Raw genomic sequence first — 21,019 nt, 5'->3', positions numbered from 1 at the left:
TTAAGGGAGTAGAAAATGCCCTCTCGTAAAGAGCTAGCCAATGCAATCCGCGCACTGAGTATGGATGCAGTCCAGAAAGCCAACTCCGGCCACCCCGGCGCCCCGATGGGCATGGCTGATATTGCCGAAGTCCTGTGGCGCGACTACATGAACCATAATCCGGCCAATCCTCACTGGGCTGACCGCGACCGTTTCATCATGTCTAACGGCCATGGCTCCATGCTTATTTACAGCCTGTTGCATCTCACAGGCTACGATTTGCCGATGGAAGAGCTGAAAAACTTCCGCCAGTTACACTCCAAAACACCGGGTCACCCTGAATACGGCTATACGCCGGGTGTTGAAACCACCACCGGCCCGCTGGGTCAGGGTATCGCCAACGCTGTGGGTTTTGCGATAGCTGAACGCACGCTGGGCGCGCAGTTCAACCGCCCTGGTCATGACGTCGTCGACCATCATACCTACGCCTTTATGGGTGATGGTTGCATGATGGAAGGTATTTCCCACGAAGCCTGCTCATTGGCAGGCACCATGAAACTCGGCAAACTGACTGCGTTTTATGATGACAACGGGATCTCTATCGACGGCCACGTAGAAGGCTGGTTTACCGATGACACCGCCAAACGTTTCGAAGCCTATGGCTGGCATGTGATCCGTGGCATTGATGGCCACGACTCAGACGCCATCAAAAAAGCTATCGACGAAGCGCACAGCGAGAAAGACAAACCATCATTGCTGTTGTGTAAAACAGTGATCGCCTTTGGTTCACCCAACAAGGCCGGGACACATGGCGCACATGGCGCAGCACTTGGCGATGACGAAGTTGCCGCCACCCGTAAGCATCTGGGCTGGAACTCGCCGCCGTTCGAAATCCCGCAGGATATCTATGCTGACTGGGATGCCAAACCGGCTGGAAAAGCGAAAGAGTCGGCGTGGAACGAAAAATTCGCCGCCTACGCCAAAGCCCACCCTGATCTGGCAAAAGAGTTCAAACGTCGCGTGAGCGGTGAACTGCCTGAAAACTGGCAGGCCGATGCACAGAAATTTATCGAAGAGCTGCAGGCAAAACCTGCCAGCATTGCCAGTCGTAAAGCCTCACAAAATACGCTGGAAATCTTCGGGAAAGTGTTGCCTGAATTCCTTGGCGGTTCTGCTGACCTCGCGCCAAGCAACCTGACTATCTGGTCTGGCTCGAAGTCACTGGGTGACGATCTGGCCGGTAACTACATCCACTACGGCGTACGTGAATTCGGCATGACGGCGATTTCCAACGGCGTCGCGCTGCACGGAGGGTTCCTGCCCTATTCAGCGACTTTCCTGATGTTCGTGGAATATGCCCGCAACGCGGTGCGCATGGCAGCACTGATGAAGATCCGCAACGTGTTCGTCTACACCCATGACTCTATCGGTTTGGGTGAAGATGGCCCGACGCACCAGCCCGTCGAACAAATGGCCAGCCTGCGTGTCACGCCTAACATGAGCATGTGGCGCCCGGCAGATCAGGTCGAAACCGCCGTGGCGTGGAAATACGCGATCGAGCGCAACGATGGCCCGGCAGCGTTGATCCTCTCCCGTCAGAACCTGACACAACAGCCACGCAGCAAAGAGCAATTAGCGAACATTGTGCGCGGGGGTTATGTGCTGAAAGACTCTGGTGGGACACCGGATGTGATCCTGATTGCCACGGGTTCCGAAGTGGGTATCACCGTGGAAGCGGCAGACAAACTGGCTGCAGCGGGTACGAAAGTACGCGTGGTGTCCATGCCGTCTACCGATGCCTTTGACAAACAGGATGCAGCGTACCGTGAATCTGTGCTGCCGAAGGCGGTCACCGCACGCGTGGCGGTCGAAGCAGGTATTGCAGATTACTGGTACAAATATGTGGGCTTGAATGGCGCCATCGTTGGCATGACCAGCTTTGGCGAGTCAGCCCCGGCGGAAGAGCTGTTTAAAGAGTTTGGTTTCACCGCTGATAACATCGTTGCGAAAACACAGGCGCTGCTGAAATAGCATGTATGTGTGATGTTTGATCTAAAAAGCACCCGATAGGGTGCTTTTTTACGCCTGAATCCCCTGCTGAGTTCGGCCATTTCAGACTATTGGGTTACCCATAACACCGGCCACTCGCCGCTAGTGTTGTAGCCATCGCAGCTGGGCTCCGAGGCAAACGAAGTGAGCTGGAACTCTTTTCCGTCATAGATCCAACGGGATGCTACGCCGCAGTCACCAATTCCACGGCCTTTATCAAAGGTCGAAAGTTCGCCGGTTTTCTGGTCAAAGTCAGCATTAATCAGCTCCGGTGACTGTTCGTCATCCCCCAATTTAAACGGCATGCTCAGTGTCAAATCATCCGCTTTGTAAGGTGCCTGACGGGAAACGGTGAAGCCCAGAACAAACAGGTTATAAGCTCCCATATCGCAATTGACCGTCATCAGCGCTTTATCATTGCTCAGGGCAAACAGATGGACTTCCCGCTCAGAAGGCTCGAGGCTGCAATCGTTGTTATCAATCGTCGCGGCGACATTCTGCGTGATGGCGGAAATTTCTGTATCGCTCAGTGGATGAGGTTCACTAAAGTGGGGTTTAGCGGGTGCCGCTGGGGCAGCGGGAACCGTGCTCAGAGGTTTCGCCCCCCGGCTGATCCAGGCTGATTTCGTGCCGACGCGGCCCTGCTGGGCGTCAATCGCCAACAGGGCCGCTTTCAGACCTTTAAGCGAAATAGCCGGATGCGCCGTTTGTGGCGACTCCAGTTTGCCACTCAGTTGAATCGCCTTGCCGTCACGAATACCATTGATGAATTCATTGACCACCACACGGTTGCTGGTGGAGAGCTCTTTTTTACTGACATCCCATTCCCGATGATTAAACGTCAGGGTTTTGCCATCAAGTTGTAAACGATTCACGATAGGCTGCCCGGAACTTTGCTCGTCACCATTGGGTTGATACTCAATTTTAACTGATGAGCGCCCTTCGGCTCCGGCTTCGCGGGTAATTTTCAATACCAGCTCCTGACCATCCTGCGAATTGCGCGTCGTACAGTGATTCAGGTTATCGCAACTGACCTGCCAGTCATTGTAGACAGCCTGCAACGGGTCAGCCTGAACGTTACCGGCCAGCAGGCAAGTCAGCAAAAATAGGGGGGCGGTTATCCAATGGGAAGTCATCACGTTCTGCTCTTTTTGCGAATTCATCGTCCTGATAATAGCGTATGAGGGTACCGGGCAATGACATAAATTGCACAATTATCAAATACCCAACAAAAAAATCGGCGTCGACACATTAACTCGCCCCTGAGGCTGATATTCTGTGGTAGAAGAAATCTAAAAACAGATAAGCAAAAAGGTACGAAAGGATAAACCTCATTTTTCAGGAGAAACGGATGAAGTTTTGGATTATATCGATGATGCTTTTTTCATTGTCTGCTTTTGCCGAAGAACCCCTTTCGGTGTTTACCGGGACACTGGGCAAAGCCAATATCGTGATGGAGCTCGACCTGAACAAACCCGATGAGATCACGGGGCGCTATTTTTATCAAAAACACCGGCTGGACCTTCCGCTTAACGGAACACTTAAAGATAACGAATTAAGTCTGAATGAAGGTGCAGATGATTTTGACGACACACCTCGTCCTGCCCTGACGCTGGATCATGATGATCAGGGCAACTGGCGGGGAACCTGGACCGACACTGCGGGTAAATCACTGCCACTGCTTCTGACACCGGCCGTACTGCCGGATTCCGCCGATGATAGCTATCCGGGTTCGCTGATACACAGCGATCCGTACGAATATTTACGTTTATCAGGCCTGAGTTTGGTGGAAGGCAAAAGGCAGCAGTTCATGGGTTATACACTGCAATGGTGGAGTGAGCCGCAGTCGCAGATAAGCTTATTCGACATTACTTCGGGGTATCCGGAAAAAGAGCTTGAGGCCATTAATCAAAAACTTCGCGCCCGCCTCTGGCAGGAAGTCATTGGCTTGCATGCCTGCATGTTAAGCGCCAGTCGGTTTGGCGAAGGCGAGTACAGCCAGACCGTCACGCCAACCTTTATGAATAAGGACGTGGTCAGTATCAGCGTTTTCACCAACTATGACTGCGGCGGAGCGCATCCTGATTTTGGCGAAGCACCCGTGAATCTTAACGCCAAAACGGCGGAGCCATTATCGCTCGAAGATTTGCTTTGGGTCGGTGAAGGCAAACCTATTCATTACATTGAAGCGGAAGACCGCGCATCAGCAGGCAACAGTGATGTCGATTTTGATACCTTCGCGGAATATCGAGAGAAATCACTGGCCCCCTGGCTGACCAAGCAGATGACGATTGCGCACCCGAAAGAGATGGCGAAACCAACCGAAGACAGCGACGACGACTGTGATTATTCCGACCCACAGATCTGGCATTTCCCGGCCTGGTATTTCACGGCTAAGGGCATCTATTTCGGTCCGACCTTCCCCCGCGTGATGCGCTCATGCGAAAGCCCGGACTGGTCAATATTGCCGTGGTCAGCGATGAGGGGCCATAGCGGCAGGTTGATGTTGCCATGACCTAACGGCAACTGATCGGGCGAAAATGTGAACGGGGTAAAAATACATAAATCATTAAGGGCCTTACGGCCCTTTTGCTTTTATCACGACGGGAACGGGTGCAGTGTTATTCAACTTATGCCATCCAGCCCTGATTTTGCGCGTAATGCAGCAGCATGATGGTTTTACCGTCTTTAATGCGTCCGTCTTTTATCATCTCCAGAGCCTGAGTAAACGGCAGCTCCAGAACTTCAATATCTTCATCCTCCACACCCCCACCAGCAGTAGCGCGCTGAGATTCGTCATACTCGGCAGCAAAAAAATGTACCACTTCTGTTACGCTGCCCGGTGACATGTAAGCTTCAAAAAGCTTCTCCACCTTGCCAATCACATAGCCGGTTTCTTCGATGGCCTCTTTGCGAATGCAATCTTCCGGCGAATCGTTATCCAGCAGACCGGCGCAGGTTTCCAGCAGCATCCCGCTGGCATTGCCGTTGACATAGGTCGGCATGCGGAACTGATTAATCAATAAAACGGTTTTTTTAGGGCGGTTATAAAGCAAAATAGTGGCGCCGTTACCACGGTCGTAAACTTCACGGACCTGCGGCTGACATTCACCATTTTGTTTGATCAAATCGTAGGTATATTTGCGCAGAACATACCAGTTATCTGAAAGTAACTGGGTTTGGATATTTTCAATCTTCGATGACATTCCGCGTCCCCGCTCAAAAGGTGGATGAGTGAAGCCAGTCATCATAAGTGCCTTGTGCGCAGTATGCCAATGTAAATAGTGCGTTTTTTATTTCGCTGCAATGTAATAGCGGCTAGCCCTGTGCGATAGCATTGAGGATCAGTTCACAGTTCTTCTCTATCCACTGCGCGTCCAGCGGTCCCCAGCCGTTGAGCTGATAATAGCCGTCATTGTTTCGAATACCCTGTTGAATAAACTCCAGTTCAACGCCCATACCGGGCAAGGCTTTCAGTACGTCTTGCAGGGTTCGTCTTGGCCAACCGGTCAACGCCATTAATTTAGGGACATTAGGCCGTTGTTCGCTTTTCAATAACCAGCAGACATACAGCCGGCGGGCAAATACCGAATTCAGCCCCATCAATAACTCCTGTTCTCTGTTGTTTTTTGATTGCATTATCGTTTTATACTTCATGACCTGTTCATCAAATAGTAGTCTGAGAGTAAGAAAATTGTCGGCCGGATAATGTGTCAGAGCTATTCTTTTTTACATTATCTCCTTTATTTCTCCACGTTTTCTTCCAGACCAACGGGTAAAGTGCTTATGCATAATGTTGTGACACCATCGACATCTGTGTTGTGACATCATTTTGGCGTACGGGATTATTTTTCGATGCGAAGACATCGGCGCTCAGGGGAATTCCCTTTTTAGCGTTTATCAACTTGTCAGGATATAACGTCACCCAGCGGGTGGCAGTAATTCTGTTTATTTACTGATGTTCGTCGCTCCGTCTGGGGTGATAACGAGGTTTTTGACGCATGGCCAACTTTTTCATCGATCGCCCAATTTTTGCCTGGGTTTTGGCGATCATTCTTTCCCTGTCCGGTGCGCTGGCCATTCACTCTTTACCTATTGAGCAATATCCCGATTTAGCACCGCCAAACGTGCGCATATCAGCGACCTATCCGGGGGCTTCCGCCCAGACGCTGGAGAACACCGTTACTCAGATCATTGAGCAGAACATGACCGGGTTAGACAACCTGATGTACATGTCCTCTCAGAGCAGCAACAACGGTAAGTCACAGATAACCCTGAGCTTTATCGCTGGCACTGACCCGAACGAAGCACTACAGCAGGTGCAAAACCAGCTACAACAGGCGCTGAAGCGTTTGCCACAAGATGTACAAACTCAGGGCGTGACCGTGTCGAAAACCGGTGATACCAACCTGATGACCGTGGCGTTCGTCTCCACCGACGGCAGTATGGATAAGCAGGATATTGCCGACTATGTTGCCTCGAATATTCAGGATCCGCTGAGCCGTATCGATGGCGTGGGCAGCATCACCGCCTACGGTTCACAATATGCCATGCGCGTCTGGCTCGACCCGAACAAACTCAATAATTACCAGCTGACCACCAGCGATGTGGTTTCTGCCATTGAAGCGCAGAACAGCCAGGTCGCCGTCGGTCAGTTAGGCGGCGCACCTTCCGTCGATTTTCAGGCGCTGAATGCCACCGTTAACGCCCAGTCGCAGTTGCAGACCCCGCAGCAGTTCCGCGATATTACGTTGCGGGTGAATCAGGATGGATCACAGGTCAAACTCGGTGATGTCTCGGTAATTGGATTGGGGGCTGAAGACTACAGCATTCTGAGCCGTTATAACGGTCAGGCTGCTTCCGGTATGGGCGTGCAGCTGGCGTCTGGTGCGAATGAGCTGGAAACCGATAAACTGGTTCGCGCACGTCTGTCTGAGCTGGAGAAGTACTTCCCGCACGGTCTGGAAACCCGCATTGCCTACGAAACGACGCCGTTTGTCAAAGCCGCGATCACCGACGTAGTAAAAACGCTCTTTGAAGCGATCGTGCTGGTGTTCCTGGTGATGTACCTGTTCCTGCAAAATTTCCGCGCGACGCTTATCCCGACCATCGCCGTGCCGGTGGTTCTGCTCGGCACTTTTGTGGTGCTGCATCAGTTCGGTTATACGATTAACACCCTGACGATGTTCGCCATGGTACTCGCCATCGGGCTACTGGTGGATGATGCCATCGTGGTGGTGGAAAACGTCGAACGCGTGATGAGCGAGGAGGGGCTGAGCCCCAGAGAAGCCACGCGCAAGTCAATGGGGCAGATTCAAAGTGCACTGGTCGGTATTACCATGGTGCTTTCAGCGGTATTTATTCCGATGGCCTTCTTTGGCGGCACCACCGGCGCCATTTACCGCCAGTTCTCCATAACAATTGTCGCCGCCATGGTGCTGTCAGTGTTTGTGGCCCTGACGCTCACCCCGGCACTCTGCTCGACGCTATTAAAGCCCATAGCTAAAGGACACCATCACGGAAAAACCGGTTTCTTCGGCTGGTTTAACCGCATGTTTGACCGCAATGCCAACCGATATGAAAAAGGCGTGGGCAGCGTGCTCAAACACAGCTTGCGCTACATGCTGGGTTATCTGCTGATTCTGGGCATTCTGGCTTTCCTGTTCGTCAAACTGCCGACCTCCTTCCTGCCGCAGGAAGATCAGGGCGTGCTGACGGTGCAGGTTCAGTTGCCGCCGGGTTCTACGTTGCAACAAACGCAGAAAGTGGTCGAAAAGATCGAACACTACTTCCTGACCGATGAGAAAAAAGACGTCGTTTCGGTGTTCTCCACGCTGGGCGCAGGTCCGGGCGGTAATGGCCAGAACGTTGCCCGTCTCTTTATCAGCCTGACCGATTGGGATTCGCGCACCTCCGGCAAGAACTCCGTGTTTGATATTATCGAGCGGGCCACTAAAGAGTTTAAACACATAAAAGAAGCGCGGGTGATCGCCAGCGGACCACCGGCCATTAACGGTCTCGGGACGTCTGCCGGTTTTGATATGGAATTGCAGGACCACGCAGGCAACGGCCATGACGCCCTGATGGCCGCGCGCGACCAGTTGCTGGAAATGACGGCGAAAAACAGCAATCTGAGCCGTGTCCGCCATAACGGTCTGGATGACAGCCCGCAGTTGCAAATCGATATTGATCAGACCAAAGCGCAGGCGCTTGGCGTTTCAGTTGCGAATATCAACAGTACATTGAGCACCGCCTGGGGTTCGACTTACGTCAATGACTTCGTTGACCGTGGCCGCGTGAAGAAAGTCTACGTACAGGCGGAAGCGCCGTTCCGCATGATGCCTGATGACGTGAACAAATGGTTCGTGCGCAATAACGCCGGCACCATGGTGCCCTTCTCGGCCTTTGCCACTTCGCACTGGGAAACCGGTTCGCCACGCCTTGAGCGTTATAACGGTTATTCCGCGGTAGAAATTGTCGGTGAAGCGGCCGTGGGTGTCAGCAGCGGTACCGCGATGGATGACATGGAACAGCTGGTCGCCAAACTGCCGAGTGGTTTTGGTCTGGAATGGACTGGCCTTTCTTATCAGGAACGTCTGTCCGGTGCGCAAGCTCCGGCGCTATACGCCATCTCACTGCTTGTCGTATTCCTGTGTCTGGCGGCGTTGTATGAGAGCTGGTCCATACCGTTCTCCGTCATGATGGTGGTGCCGCTGGGGGTGATCGGTGCGGTGATCGCCACCTGGCTGCGCGGACTGGAGAACGACGTTTACTTCCAGGTGGGGATGCTGACTATCATCGGGCTGTCGGCGAAAAACGCTATTCTGATTGTCGAATTTGCCAATGACCTCAATATGCGGGGCAAGACGTTGCTGGAAGCCACGCTCGAAGCATCGCGTCAGCGCTTACGTCCCATCCTGATGACGTCTCTGGCATTTGTGTTCGGCGTACTGCCGATGGCGACCAGTCAGGGCGCAGGTTCTGCCAGTCAGCATGCCGTTGGCACCGGGGTTATCGGTGGGATGATCTCCGCCACCGTACTGGCTATCTTCTTCGTTCCGCTGTTCTTTGTGCTGGTACGACGCCGCTTCCCGATCAAACATCCGGCGACGCCGCTGATCGGCGATATCGTTGAAACCACTCAGGATCCGCAGAAATAAAGGCGGAGAATGGGTGACAAAAAAGGCGCTAACCTCGGTTAGCGCCTTTTTATTTACAGCCACTTTAACAACAACGGCTTTACTGCTGTATTACGTTGTATATAACAAAAACGAAACGTTCAGCTGCGGTGTAATAAGTGGTTCACAAATTTTCATCCGGACACACTTTTTTATATTACTGTGTATGCCGTTACAAGATGAGTATGTATATATCCGTTTCCCACGGGTGTCATATTAATATAAAGCTAAATTAAACAATGACAACGAACTCAACAAACACAATCCTGATGACCTTTATCTTCATAAATTTTGAGCGTTTAACCGCGCAGCATCGCTTCGATAAAGTCTTTCCAATTACCTAACTCTTGTTCGACCATGATACTCCCCTTTAAATTAACGAACGGGATTATACGGCGAAAGTTTAACCAAACCAATTCTAATTACCGATATCTTAATCAGGATCACAGTGGGAAAATCGGTTATCAGAGGAATCATAACGTTAGCGTGAATCCTAAAAACCCGACACATATTGCCCAATTCTTCCTGACGCGCTATTTTATTTGACTTTAGTTCTTCATCCGTACTTCGTTAACTGTTCCCGCTTCCATCCCAAAAGAAAGAGTAAGGTCAGTGTACATGCTACAGACAATTGAGAAACTGAGCCGTCAGGGCCGTTATGAAGATGCGTTACAAAGCGCGCTGAGTATGCTGTCGTCGAAAACACAGCACCCGCAATTGCTTTACAAAGTGGCTTCCCTGTATGACGTTCTCGGGCTGGAGCAGCAGGCAATCCCTTTTTATCGGGCAGCAATAAAGCACCATCTCGGCGGCCAGGATTTACGCGACGCTTATCTGGGGCTTGGCAGCACCTACCGTGCTCTGGGCCGTTATCAGGAGTCGCTGGAAACCTTCGATGAAGGATTACGCCGGTTCCCTGATGCCAATGATATTCGTATGTTCCGTGCCATGACGCTCTATAATTTGGGCCATGCTAAACTGGCCGTGTCGCAATTATTAATACTGATGACAGAAAATAGCTCGTCGCAGGAAATAAGTCGCTATCAAAAAGTGATTGCCCATTATTGTGATGACCTCGATCGTATTGAATAAAAAATGACACCACGTTCATCATGATAACGATAATAAACGCCTCTTTTCCCGCTATTCTAATGACCGGATTGATTAATAAAACTTCACAGTTCTGATATTAAATAATCGTCTTCATTATTTTATCAGGCGCACAGGACATCGGCTTAATGCGCTAATGATTGATTCAACATTAAATTAACCAGTAGAATCATTTCATGTAACCTAGTCGCATTATTTTCAATGGAACGGGTCAGGGAATGAAAGCAACAGGGTTACTGATTAGTGTTGTATTGCTGAATACGGGCGGGCTGGTCAGCACCGCAGTGGTGGCATCCGACGAAAGTGCATTATCTTTTTATCAGGGCAAAACGCTGGCGCATCCGATCATTTCCGGTGCACGTTATAGCAGCGCCATACTGGTATTTGTTCAGGAAAATCAGTTAGTAAAAGGCTATTACTGTTTTTGCAGTCAAGAAGATAAAAGTGTCGATCACCTGCCGCATCTGCTCGGTACTTTTCCAAATTCCACGATCGAATCAGTGTTTTACGTCGACGTCGACGGTGCAGGTCAGATAACACTGGTATTGAGTAAAAATCAGGGCAAGTTTGCACTACACGGCTGGCGTTATATGCCCGATGGCAGCTATATTTCTGTCCCGCAATTACAACCGGCTCTGGACATTCTGGTCCGAAATAATAAAGACCTCAGCTCAACGCTTGTCAAACGTGCGCTCGGCAAACTGCCACCGTATGACTACAGCGCGCAATACCCAAAATCCGGCAACGCTGATTTTGATCAAACGGATCACACGCAGGGTAAGGTCGTCGGCTGGTATCGCGACAACGGTGAGCCCTCTTCAGACACAAAACAACCGGCCCCTGACACCTTCTTCTATAAAAAAACGTTCGCCCAAAAAGACGGACTGTTCCTGACTGCCACCTATCTGCGTCAGGAATCCGGCATAAACAGCTCAATGCCAGACTATCGTGTCTCCACCGTCAGCTGGCAGTCCGACCCGACCAGATTCACCGGCAGCGAGAACGGGCCGTATATCAATTACCTGCCGGAAGAGGGTCTGGTGACCGGCTTTTATAAAAAGGGTATCGCCAGCGGGAAATGGGTCACATACAGTCAACGCTACGAAACAAGCGGTGAATTTGTCGAAGGCCAGCAGCAAGGCCCCTGGACCATCGGCACACAGCAGGAGACTGCCAGCGGGATGATGAAAAACAGCCAGCGCGAAGGCCGTTGGGAAATTACTGACGGCGTAGACGGAGAGACAGCCGAACTGAGCGGTTTCGACACCTATGTGCATAATCTGCGTAATGGCCCGAGCGAGCGGCGTCTGGCGGGAGAGGTCTGGCTGAAAGGTGTTTACATAGATGACCGGCGTGAAGGTTATTGGATTGCAGAACACGGCGAAGGCCCGTTTGTAAACGGCATAGCCAACGGTGTGTGGAAACTGAAAACCGGCGACGGTGAAACTCAGCAAGTTCAACTGACCGGCGGGAAAAGACAGGGCGAACTGCGCTGGCGCGATAAAAACGGCCAGCTGACCCAGGTGATCAATTACAAAGATGACATTCCTGACGGGGTATATCAGAAATACAACGTGGCAGGAAAAATGGTTTATCAGGCGGATTATGTGCAGGGCAGACAGAACGGTCATGAAATCGAATATTATGACGACGGCGTGACTCTGCGCGCCGACCGCAGCTACCGCAATGGCGAGCTGGACGGCCCCTATATTTATAATTTCGCCGACGGCAGGCCACAGTCTGTCTCCACTTTCGTCAACGGGCGAGAAATCAAAAGACCGGCAAAAGAATCATCCGATGAGAAAAATGCTCAATAAGTTCAGACTGGGGCTTTAAGCCCCTTCCCGTCTGGATCCTGTCTCGGTTTTCCCGCATTATTGTTAATAACTTTGGGCCGTTAAACTGGCCCGGCTCGACATCATGTTTACAGGTAACGTTTTCCATGGCAGACACATTCTCAGCGGTTCCTTTCATCCTTTATGGCATTAAAAATTGCGATACCGTCAAAAAAGCCCGCCGCTGGCTGGACGAGAACGGCACCGGCTATCGTTTCCATGATTACCGGGCCGACGGTCTGGACGACGCGCTGCTGCAACAGCTTATCGATAAGCAGGGCTGGGAAGCGATGCTGAACACCAAAGGCACCACCTGGCGCAAGCTGGACGAAGCAACGCGCGCGGCCTGCGATAACCAGGCCACAGCCAAAACACTGATGCTGGAACATCCGGCCATCATTAAACGCCCTTTATTACTCGCCGCCAGCGGTCAGTCACTGTTGGGTTTCAAGCCTGAAAGCTATCAGCAGTTCCTCGCGGAGGTGAAGTAAGATGAGTTGTCCGGTACTCGATTTAGCACAACAACTGATCCGCCGCCCTTCCCTCAGCCCGGACGACGCAGGCTGTCAGGAGATCATGATCGCGCGATTGAAAGCCATCGGCTTTCACATCGAAACCATGAATTTTGGCGATACCTTGAATTTCTGGGCAACGCGTGGCGAAGGCAAAACGCTGGCGTTTGCCGGACATACCGACGTCGTGCCAACCGGCGATCATAAACTGTGGGTCACCGGCCCCTTCGAACCGGCCCTGCGTGACGGGATGTTATATGGACGTGGTGCGGCGGACATGAAAGGTTCGCTGGCTGCCATGGTGGTCGCCGCCGAACGTTTTGTCGCCAGCAACCCGAACCACAAAGGGCGCCTGGCGTTTCTTATCACCTCTGACGAGGAAGCCAGTGCGGTCAACGGCACGGTGAAAGTGGTTAATGCCCTGATGGAACGCCACGAACGGCTGGACTTCTGTCTGGTCGGCGAACCGTCCAGCACCACCCGCGTCGGCGATATTGTCAAGAATGGCCGACGTGGCTCCATGACCGCCAATCTTCACGTTCACGGCGTACAGGGCCACGTGGCATATCCGCATCTGGCAGATAACCCGGTACACCGCGCGATGCCTGCCCTTAATGAACTGGTGGCCACCGAGTGGGATCGCGGTAATGAGTTCTTCCCGCCAACCAGCATGCAGATTGCCAATATCAACGCCGGTACTGGCAGCAATAATGTCATTCCGGGTGAGCTGTACGTGCAGTTCAATTTTCGTTTCAGCACCGAACTGACCGACGCTCTGATCAAACAACGCGTGGCAGAACTGCTTGACCGGCATAATCTGCAATACACCCTGAACTGGGTGGTTTCTGGTCAGCCGTTCCTCACTTCGCGTGGCGAACTGGTGGACGCAGTGGTGAATGCCGTGCGCCATTACAGTGAAATCACGCCAGAACTGCAAACCACCGGCGGCACCTCAGACGGGCGTTTTATCGCCCTGATGGGCGCGCAGGTGGTGGAACTGGGGCCGGTCAATGCCACTATCCATAAAATCAACGAATGCGTACACGCCGCTGATCTGCAACTGCTCAGTCGCATGTATCAGCGCATCATGGAACAGCTGGTCGCATGATAGATAATGCAATGCTGACAGGCCGTTCCGAGACACATTTAGTGCCGCTGGGGGACGGCCCGCACCGCCTGCAACCGCAAGCCGCAGAGGCATTTTGCCGTATGCAAGCGGCGGCACGTATCGCCGGATTTGATCTGCAACCGGCCAGCACATTTCGTGATTTCGATCGCCAACGGGCCATCTGGAATGGCAAATTTTGCGGCGAGCGGCCAGTATTAGATAAGCAGAGTCAGCCGGTTGATGTCAGTTTGCTGACCGATGCTGAGCGCTGTGAGCTGATCCTGCGCTGGTCGGCCCTGCCGGGTGCCAGCCGCCACCACTGGGGAAGCGATCTGGATATTTACGATCCGACATTGCTACCGGCGGGCAGTAAATTGCAGCTGGAGCCCTGGGAATATGAAGAAGGCGGTTATTTCGCCGCGCTGAATCAGTGGCTTACAGCTAATATGAATGAGTTCGGTTTTTACCGGCCTTTTGCCGTGGATCGCGGCGGTGTATCCGTCGAACCCTGGCACCTGAGTTATCGTCCTCTGGCCGAGTTGTGCGAAGTACAGCTCACCCCGGAGGTTCTTATCAACGCTTGGCTTGGACAGGACGTTGCAGGTGCAGACTGGGTGACAGCCCATCTGGCAACCATCTTCCCGCGTTTTATCGCCATTAATTAAGGAGTCAGCCATGGAGTGGATTAAAGATTACTGGTGGATCATTCTGATCGTACTGGCAGGGATCATCATCAGCGGCGTCAAAGAGCTGAACCGTGTTGATGTTAAAAAGTACCTGAACGACAAACCTGAAGTTCCGCCGCATCGCGATAATAATGCTGAGTGGGATAACGACGACGACTGGCCGAAGAAGAAGTAATTCTGTCAGATCCAAAAAAGCAGCCCTGCGGCTGCTTTTTTATTGATACTCATTCACTGAAACTTCGTCACTAACACCTGTTTAGCCGCGCAAATAGGCCAGCGCAGTATTAATCATCTGCGGGTCCAGCCCGTGCGCCATACCTGGTTGCAGATCCAGCGTGCACGTATTGCCGAGTGATGTCAGACGTTCGGCAGCGCTTTTTGACTGAAACGGATTAATCACCGGATCCTGTTCACCGTGAATGAAATGAATTACGGTTCCGGCATCAATCGGGTTTTCAGGCAGATTACCGAAGCGCCCGCTGAACGCCACAATTCTGCCCGCCAGTCCGGCCTTCACCTTGGTGGATTCAAGCGCCATTATCGTTCCCTGTGAGAACCCGACCAGTACGGTATTTTGCGCCGCTACGCCACTGCGTTGCTGCCATTCACGCACTGTGCTGATAAATAATGGCATCGCTGCATTAATACGTGACTGACGGTTTTTCTCGGTCACACCCTGTACTGAAAACCACTGGAACCCGCGGCCAAAATCACAGATATCCGGACTGCCAATGCTCACCACCAGCGCAAGAGGAAACGCAACCGCGAAATATTTCCCAATTTCCCCCATCGATACCGGATTATCACCTACCCCGTGAAACAGAAGGATCAGCTTATCCACCGGGCCTTCCGGCTGCTGGACGAGGATATTTTCAATGGCCATGGTGATTTCCTGAATGATTCAAAAGAGGGTGCGCCGTTTAACGCCGTTCTCCCGCCACTATACCGCGCGGTAATGTGAATTGCTGCCATCGCTGACAAAGCGTGGCGTCGAGGGTTTCCAGCGCCAGCGCAGTTTCTTCCCGCCAGCGACGCAGCAGGGCTTTACGGCCACTCAGGTTCAGGTTTTCGGCACACTGCGCGGCAGTGAGCCCCTGCTGAAGGTAGCTGCGCAGCGCCGTCAGCGGAAGTTCGCTGTGCAATAGCAGCCGCTGCAACGCCGCATAGCTGCTTTCCAGCGCCCGATGGGCAAAGGCAAAACCGGCCAGTTCCTGCCAGTCGGCCTCGGTCAGGGTCGCGTCATCGCTGACCGGCAGAGGTAAATTCAGTGGGATCAGACGTTGCAACCAGAACCCGTCACGCGCCAGTTGCTGTGCGGCGGCGTCGCACATGGCATTCCCTGCTTCGGTCAGCGGCAGCACCGCCATCGCGGCGAAGCAACCGCTGCTGGCTTCGCGCTGGCTGCCAATGCGCACCAGTTTGTAACCGGCGCGCTGCCACAACGCGTTCAACTCAGGGGTATAACCAAAACTGACTGACAGAAAATCCAGCCCCTGCGACCTTGCCAGCCCGGCCTGTTGCGCCAGCAACGTGTGCGCAATCCCCCGGCGGCGCATCGCGGGCTGAACCGCAATGCGGCTGACGCGGCGAGAGCGCAGCACAGGTGCGTTCCCCTGCCCGCCGTGGGCCGCCAAAGATTGCGCCACCAGATTGCCACGCGGGCGCCGTCTTCCGGCCCAAACTTCATGGGCCAGCGCCTCGCTTAACCCACCTTCATCCACCAGCCAGACCGCTCCCGCCATGTTGCCCTGCCACAAGGCGGCGGCAAAAGTACTGCCGGGCGCATCAAGCAGACGGCGCAAATCCAGTGGTGAAGTCCGGTAATGTGCGCTGGTCAGCAGGCCGTAGAAACCGGCCAACTGGTCGGGTTCTGCCAGCCATTGTGTACCGTCTATCGTGCACATCTGAACGTCACTTTCAGGCTGAAGGGCCAGAGCCGGTGAGTCATTAAACAACAGCAGGTGGTCAAGAAAAGGTTCGAGCGGATCGGCCGCAGACCAGCGGATCGGCGCGTTTAGACGCAGGTCATGCCACTGCGGGAGTGATGCACAGAATTTGAGAACAAACCCCCGTCCGGTGCCTTCATAGCCCTGTACCGTGGTGGTCAGCAGAACGCGCGGGAAACAGGCCACAAGTTTTGCTAATAGCGGCGTCGGAATGGCGGCTGCTTCGTCGATCAGCAGCCAGTCGATACCGCTGACAGCATGATTTTCACAATATTCCAGCAGCGCATCGGGCGACCAGAATTGTGCTTTCCCCAGACTTTGATCGCAAAGTTGCTGTGCCGCCGCTTTTGCAGGCGCAGTCACCCAGCAGGTTCCCGGCCACTTCGCGACTAACATGCCCGCCAGGGTGGATTTCCCCCGGCCACGCGCGGCAGTCAGCACCCAAATACCGTCTTTGGCATCCAGTAAGCGGGACAAAATTTGCTGCTGTTGTGGTGTCGGCTGACCGTCCGGCGGCATCCAGTCAGTGGCTGGCGGCAACGGCGCAAACACGCAAGCCTGATGCTGACGCCAGATAATGCAGGCAGGATCCTGCTCCAGTGATTGCTGAAAACGACGGATGAAGTTTGGCGTCGGGATAGGCTCGGGCTGTTCGCTCCAGCGCAGACTGTCGACATCAGGTAACCACGGCCACGGCTGCCATGGCGGTATCAGTAAAACCAGCCAACTTCCGGCGCGCAGCGTACCGGCGAAAGCGGCCAACGCTTCTGTATTCATGCCAAGCCGCGCATCAAAAACGCCGTGCAGCTTTTCCTGTCCCAGCAGGGTGTGAACCGCAGAGAAGGTGACTGACTCAGCCCATAGCGGCGGTGTGTCACTGACCCATAGCCAGTCGCCATTCAACCCGTCACTGAACGCGGCCGCCTGCTCTGCACACCAATGCGCTTCACCGCTGAACACCAGCAGGCGGCGCACACCCAGTTGTTGCATCTGATGTTGCAGGGAGGCTTTCAGTACGAGAGCGGGTTGCATCACGTTAGGTTTTCCCCACCATTAACGAGAGCAGACCGGCGGCAATCAGCGGCCCGACAGGTACACCCTTGAACAGCGCTACGCCCAGCACGGTGCCAACCAGCAGACCGGCCACCAGATGAGGCTGAGATCCCATTAGCGTTAGCCCACGGCCGCCCAGCCACGACACCAGCACGCCGACCACAATGGCCAGAATGGATTTCCAGTGCATAAACGAGTGCACAATAGTGCTGGCGCTGATCTTCCCGCTGGCAATCGGTGCCATGACGCCAATCGTCAGAACAATGATGCCAATGGTCAGGCCGTAACGTTCTATCCAGGGGAAAAACTGGTTAAGCGGCGTGATGCGGACGGTGAGAAGGAAAAACATCGCGATGGTAACGGCACTGTTGTTACTGATGATCCCCAGACCGGCGAAGACCAGTAAAATCAAAAGAGTAGGATCGAGAAAGGCCATGGCTATCCCTGCGCTTCAATAAAGTAAGAAAAGAGAGGCCCGCAGGCCTCTCTGGATCGAACGGTGATTATTGAACAGTTTCTTCAGACAGACCAGCGGTGAATGGTCAGAACTGACAGGGAATTATCGGCTGGCAAAGGTGTTGCACTGGTTAGGATCCCCGCCGTCGAAGCCACGTTTGAACCACGTATAGCGTTGCTGCGACGTGCCGTGCGTAAAGCTGTCCGGCACAACACGGCCCTGCCCCCGCTGTTGCAGACGGTCATCGCCGATGGCCTGCGCGGCGTCGAGCGCCTCTTTCAGGTCCCCCTCTTCCAGCATGTTCTGCTGCTGCTGGCTGTGCCCCCAAACACCGGCGAAGCAGTCGGCCTGCAATTCCATCTTCACTGACAACTGATTGACAACGGTTTGCGAAGCGCCCTGCTGCATTTGACGCACTTTAGTATCGATGCCCATCAGATGCTGCACGTGGTGACCGACTTCATGCGCAATGACATAGGCCTGCGCAAAGTCGCCGCCTGCGCCAAGCTTGTCTTTCAACTCCTGGTAAAAGGAGAGATCGATATACACGGTACTGTCCGCCGGGCAGTAAAACGGCCCCATGACGGACTGGCCGGTGCCGCAGCCTGTACGGGTTGACCCACGGTACATCACCAGTTTAGGGTCAACATAGGTCTGCCCCTGACGTCGGAAGATCTCTTTCCAGGTATCTTCAGTCGACGCAAGAACCACTGAGGTAAATTTGGCCTGCTCATCATCCTTCGGACTTATCGACTGAGCGCGCGTCTGCGTCTGCTGCGTACCGCCGGATTGCCCGCCGTCAATCAGCGGCGTGAGATCCACACCGTAGTAACCGGCCACCAGCACCACAATAATGATCACGATACCGCTTTTACCGCGAATAGGCAGACGCATTCCGCCCCCGCCTAAGCCACCCGGCCCGCCACCAGAACTTTGCCCGCGCCTGTCTTCTACGTTGTCGCTTTCACGACGCCCTTGCCAACGCATATGTTCATCTCCCGCTGTTTTCTTAAGACTAGATAATGAGTTCGGTAAATACCATGGACTCTACGCGGCAATTTTAGTGCACATGAGCATAAAGAGAATGAAAACCGCCGAATAAATGGCAAGAAATAAAAAACGGACGATCAAATGACCGTCCGTTTCACTGAAAAGGGCGCGTTTAAAGCCGCGTAAACGATTGCGTATTCTGCCTAAAAAAATCAGGTACCGATCAGTCCAGCTTTACACCAATACGGTGAGCGACTTCTTCATAGGCTTCGATCAGGCCACCCAGACTCTGGCGGTAGCGATCTTTGTCCATTTTGTTGAGGGTTTTCTTGTCCCACAAACGGCTGCCATCAGGAGAGAACTCATCGCCCAGCACTACTTCACCGTTGAACAGACCGAATTCCAGTTTGAAGTCGACCAGGATCAGGCCCGCATCGTCAAACAGTTTGCTCAGTACGTCGTTGGCTTTGTAGCTCAGCTCTTTCATGCGCGCCAGATGCTCTTCGTTCACCCAACCAAAGGTCTTGCAGTAAGACTCGTTGATCATCGGGTCATGCATCGCGTCATTTTTCAGGAACAGATCAAACAACGGTGGATTGAGTTCCAGACCTTCTTCAATACCCAAACGCTTTACCAGCGAACCCGCAGCACGGTTACGGATAACGCATTCAACCGGGACCATATCCAGTTTCTTCACCAGCACTTCGGTGTCAGACAACAGACGTTCCATTTGTGTAGGAATACCGGCTTCTTCCAGCTTAGCCATGATGAAGTGGTTAAACTTGTTGTTAACCATGCCCTTACGGTCGAATTGCTCAATGCGCTGACCATCCAGTGCTGACGTATCATTGCGGAACTCCAACACCAGCAGGTCTGGGTCTTCGGTGGTGAAGACGGTTTTCGCCTTTCCGCGATACAACTCAGCTAACTTTTGCATCTTAAGTTACTCCAATATGTAGTGGTAAAACTTGCAACATCATTCGATAAAAAAAAAGTATGTAAAAAGGGGCCGAAGCCCCTTTCTGATAACGTCTTACTTCGCAGCGCTGCTCTGGTTGAACGCGGCCTGCATGACCGTCACCATCGCGTCGTTCTGCGACTGGCTGAGCGCATGTCCTTTAGGATCAAGGAACTGCAAGCTACTGCGGTTGTCGAGATCGCCGACCTGAAGTTTGTAATCACCGGATGACAGACCCGGATCTTTCGCCCCTAGGGTATCCCACGCGTCGTCGCTCAACGGTTTGTAGGTCACAGACAACGTACCTTGCGGACGGCTGCTGTCGGTCACTTTCATGCCAGCTTTCGCCAGGGCATTAGGCAGACGATCCCACACTACGCCATAACTTGAACGCACAATCAGTACCGCTAAACCGGTGTCATCCGCGCCGCTCTGCACGTCAATTTCGCCGACTTTGCGGTTATCGAGACGGGCTTGCGCATCCTGCTGAACTTTGTCGAGGCTACCGGTGATGGAGTTCAGCATCTGGCTGTTGTAACGCTGGATCTCAGCCGGCGCAGTGACCGCTTTATCCTGTTGTTTCAGCTCAAGCGTTTTCACAGTCAGCGCTAACTGGTAGCTCTGCTGCTGAACGCTGATCTGGTAACGGCCCTGATACTGGAAGTCTTCATCAGCACGATTCCAGTCAACCATGTCGGTGGACAAGGTCTGGTTGGCATCGTCGCGGCTGGCAATTTTGAAGTTATTTTGCTGAACGGCTTTGACTACGTTATTCCACAGGTCACGGTTTTGCGGGGTATTTTCCAGCAAGACGGTGCCGCTGTCGCCGGTAAACTGGGTACGCGAACCGTTAAGCAGCGCCAGTGGCTGCATTGGCGGACGAATATCCAGTTGTTTGCCCACGTTGCCTTTAAGCTCGCCAGCAGGAATATCATAAGTACCGTTTTGCAGCGGCAGAATCATCCCGGCAGGCGCTTTCAGCTCTTTGACAGGAGGCGCGTCAAGGTAGGCTTCATCGCCGCTTACCTGACGTTTATAGCGCTGATCGCTGGAACATGCCGCTAACAACATAATGAGGGATACACCCACTACTTTCGCGATCATGGACTTTTGCAATCTGGTTTTTTGAACTAATGAACAGGCCATCAAATCTCCCTA

The 21,019-nt window shown here is 53.1% G+C and carries 19 protein-coding genes; 9 read left to right on the top strand and 10 right to left on the bottom strand.

The window, feature by feature from the left end:
* Window positions 1–15: 15 nt before the first annotated feature.
* On the top strand, window positions 16–2,010 hold the full coding sequence (tkt, locus tag ACZRKO_RS01990) for a transketolase (protein WP_463735600.1): 1,995 nt from the start codon (window positions 16–18) through the stop codon (window positions 2,008–2,010).
* An 86-nt stretch (window positions 2,011–2,096) separates the two neighbouring features.
* Here the strand turns inward: tkt and ACZRKO_RS01985 are convergent, their stop codons facing one another.
* Window positions 2,097–3,164: a DUF1176 domain-containing protein gene (locus ACZRKO_RS01985; protein ID WP_463737441.1), complete on the bottom strand. Its 1,068-nt coding sequence runs from the start codon at window positions 3,162–3,164 to the stop codon at window positions 2,097–2,099.
* Between the two features lie 215 nt (window positions 3,165–3,379).
* Between ACZRKO_RS01985 and ACZRKO_RS01980 the strand changes: the two genes are divergently transcribed.
* Window positions 3,380–4,543, top strand: a complete 1,164-nt coding sequence (locus tag ACZRKO_RS01980) for a hypothetical protein (RefSeq protein WP_463735599.1) — start codon at window positions 3,380–3,382, stop codon at window positions 4,541–4,543.
* A 115-nt stretch (window positions 4,544–4,658) separates the two neighbouring features.
* Here ACZRKO_RS01980 and nudK read toward each other — a convergent pair whose 3' ends face one another.
* Window positions 4,659–5,234, bottom strand: a complete 576-nt coding sequence (gene nudK / locus ACZRKO_RS01975; RefSeq protein WP_463735598.1) for a GDP-mannose pyrophosphatase NudK — start codon at window positions 5,232–5,234, stop codon at window positions 4,659–4,661.
* Window positions 5,235–5,346: 112 nt separating this feature from the next.
* The gene (locus ACZRKO_RS01970; RefSeq protein WP_463735597.1) at window positions 5,347–5,631 is read right to left on the bottom strand and encodes a winged helix-turn-helix domain-containing protein; all 285 of its coding nucleotides are present in this window, start codon (window positions 5,629–5,631) and stop codon (window positions 5,347–5,349) included.
* Between the two features lie 398 nt (window positions 5,632–6,029).
* Between ACZRKO_RS01970 and acrD the strand changes: the two genes are divergently transcribed.
* Window positions 6,030–9,188: a multidrug efflux RND transporter permease AcrD gene (gene acrD, locus ACZRKO_RS01965; RefSeq protein ID WP_463735596.1), complete on the top strand. Its 3,159-nt coding sequence runs from the start codon at window positions 6,030–6,032 to the stop codon at window positions 9,186–9,188.
* 317 nt (window positions 9,189–9,505) lie between these two features.
* On the opposite strand, the gene ypfM is transcribed toward acrD, so the two are convergent.
* A complete protein-coding gene (gene ypfM, locus ACZRKO_RS01960) occupies window positions 9,506–9,565 on the bottom strand; it encodes a protein YpfM (RefSeq protein WP_139804174.1) in 60 nt (19 codons plus the stop codon).
* 259 nt (window positions 9,566–9,824) lie between these two features.
* On the opposite strand from ypfM, the gene ACZRKO_RS01955 reads away from it, so the two are divergent.
* The 6 genes from ACZRKO_RS01955 to ACZRKO_RS01930 all read left to right on the top strand — a co-directional run bounded on the left by ACZRKO_RS01955 (window position 9,825) and on the right by ACZRKO_RS01930 (window position 14,632).
* Complete coding sequence (locus tag ACZRKO_RS01955) at window positions 9,825–10,298, top strand: tetratricopeptide repeat protein (protein ID WP_463735595.1); 474 nt, start codon at window positions 9,825–9,827, stop codon at window positions 10,296–10,298.
* 236 nt (window positions 10,299–10,534) lie between these two features.
* Window positions 10,535–12,133 carry a toxin-antitoxin system YwqK family antitoxin gene (locus ACZRKO_RS01950; protein ID WP_463735594.1) on the top strand — a complete coding sequence of 533 codons (1,599 nt, stop codon included), beginning with the start codon at window positions 10,535–10,537 and terminating at the stop codon, window positions 12,131–12,133.
* A gap of 125 nt (window positions 12,134–12,258) precedes the next feature.
* Window positions 12,259–12,642: an ArsC family reductase gene (locus ACZRKO_RS01945; RefSeq protein WP_463735593.1), complete on the top strand. Its 384-nt coding sequence runs from the start codon at window positions 12,259–12,261 to the stop codon at window positions 12,640–12,642.
* 1 nt (window position 12,643) lies between these two features.
* Complete coding sequence (gene dapE / locus ACZRKO_RS01940; RefSeq protein WP_463735592.1) at window positions 12,644–13,771, top strand: succinyl-diaminopimelate desuccinylase; 1,128 nt, start codon at window positions 12,644–12,646, stop codon at window positions 13,769–13,771.
* The gene (locus ACZRKO_RS01935; protein WP_463735591.1) at window positions 13,768–14,436 is read left to right on the top strand and encodes a M15 family metallopeptidase; all 669 of its coding nucleotides are present in this window, start codon (window positions 13,768–13,770) and stop codon (window positions 14,434–14,436) included. The genes dapE and ACZRKO_RS01935 overlap by 4 nt, the downstream gene beginning before the upstream one ends.
* Window positions 14,437–14,446: 10 nt before the next feature.
* Window positions 14,447–14,632: a YpfN family protein gene (locus ACZRKO_RS01930; protein WP_463735590.1), complete on the top strand. Its 186-nt coding sequence runs from the start codon at window positions 14,447–14,449 to the stop codon at window positions 14,630–14,632.
* Window positions 14,633–14,713: 81 nt separating this feature from the next.
* Here ACZRKO_RS01930 and ypfH read toward each other — a convergent pair whose 3' ends face one another.
* The 6 genes from ypfH to bamC all read right to left on the bottom strand — a co-directional run bounded on the left by ypfH (window position 14,714) and on the right by bamC (window position 21,007).
* Window positions 14,714–15,340: an esterase gene (ypfH, locus tag ACZRKO_RS01925; RefSeq protein ID WP_463735589.1), complete on the bottom strand. Its 627-nt coding sequence runs from the start codon at window positions 15,338–15,340 to the stop codon at window positions 14,714–14,716.
* A gap of 37 nt (window positions 15,341–15,377) precedes the next feature.
* Window positions 15,378–17,435, bottom strand: a complete 2,058-nt coding sequence (locus tag ACZRKO_RS01920) for a tRNA(Met) cytidine acetyltransferase TmcA (RefSeq protein ID WP_463737440.1) — start codon at window positions 17,433–17,435, stop codon at window positions 15,378–15,380.
* 4 nt (window positions 17,436–17,439) lie between these two features.
* The gene (locus ACZRKO_RS01915) at window positions 17,440–17,892 is read right to left on the bottom strand and encodes a DUF441 domain-containing protein (RefSeq protein WP_463735588.1); all 453 of its coding nucleotides are present in this window, start codon (window positions 17,890–17,892) and stop codon (window positions 17,440–17,442) included.
* Window positions 17,893–18,015: 123 nt separating this feature from the next.
* Entirely contained in the window at window positions 18,016–18,900 is an 885-nt protein-coding gene (ypfJ, locus tag ACZRKO_RS01910) for a KPN_02809 family neutral zinc metallopeptidase (RefSeq protein ID WP_463735587.1), read from the bottom strand.
* A gap of 226 nt (window positions 18,901–19,126) precedes the next feature.
* Window positions 19,127–19,840 (bottom strand): phosphoribosylaminoimidazolesuccinocarboxamide synthase, encoded by a 714-nt coding sequence (purC, locus tag ACZRKO_RS01905; protein WP_463735586.1) that lies wholly within the window; start codon window positions 19,838–19,840, stop codon window positions 19,127–19,129.
* Window positions 19,841–19,936: 96 nt separating this feature from the next.
* Window positions 19,937–21,007 carry an outer membrane protein assembly factor BamC gene (gene bamC / locus ACZRKO_RS01900; RefSeq protein WP_463735585.1) on the bottom strand — a complete coding sequence of 357 codons (1,071 nt, stop codon included), beginning with the start codon at window positions 21,005–21,007 and terminating at the stop codon, window positions 19,937–19,939.
* Window positions 21,008–21,019: the final 12 nt, after the last annotated feature.

Source organism: Ewingella sp. C233, assembly GCF_055407225.1.
Note: the sequence above shows the minus strand (reverse complement) of the source record. Positions and strands in the feature narration are given on the sequence as shown.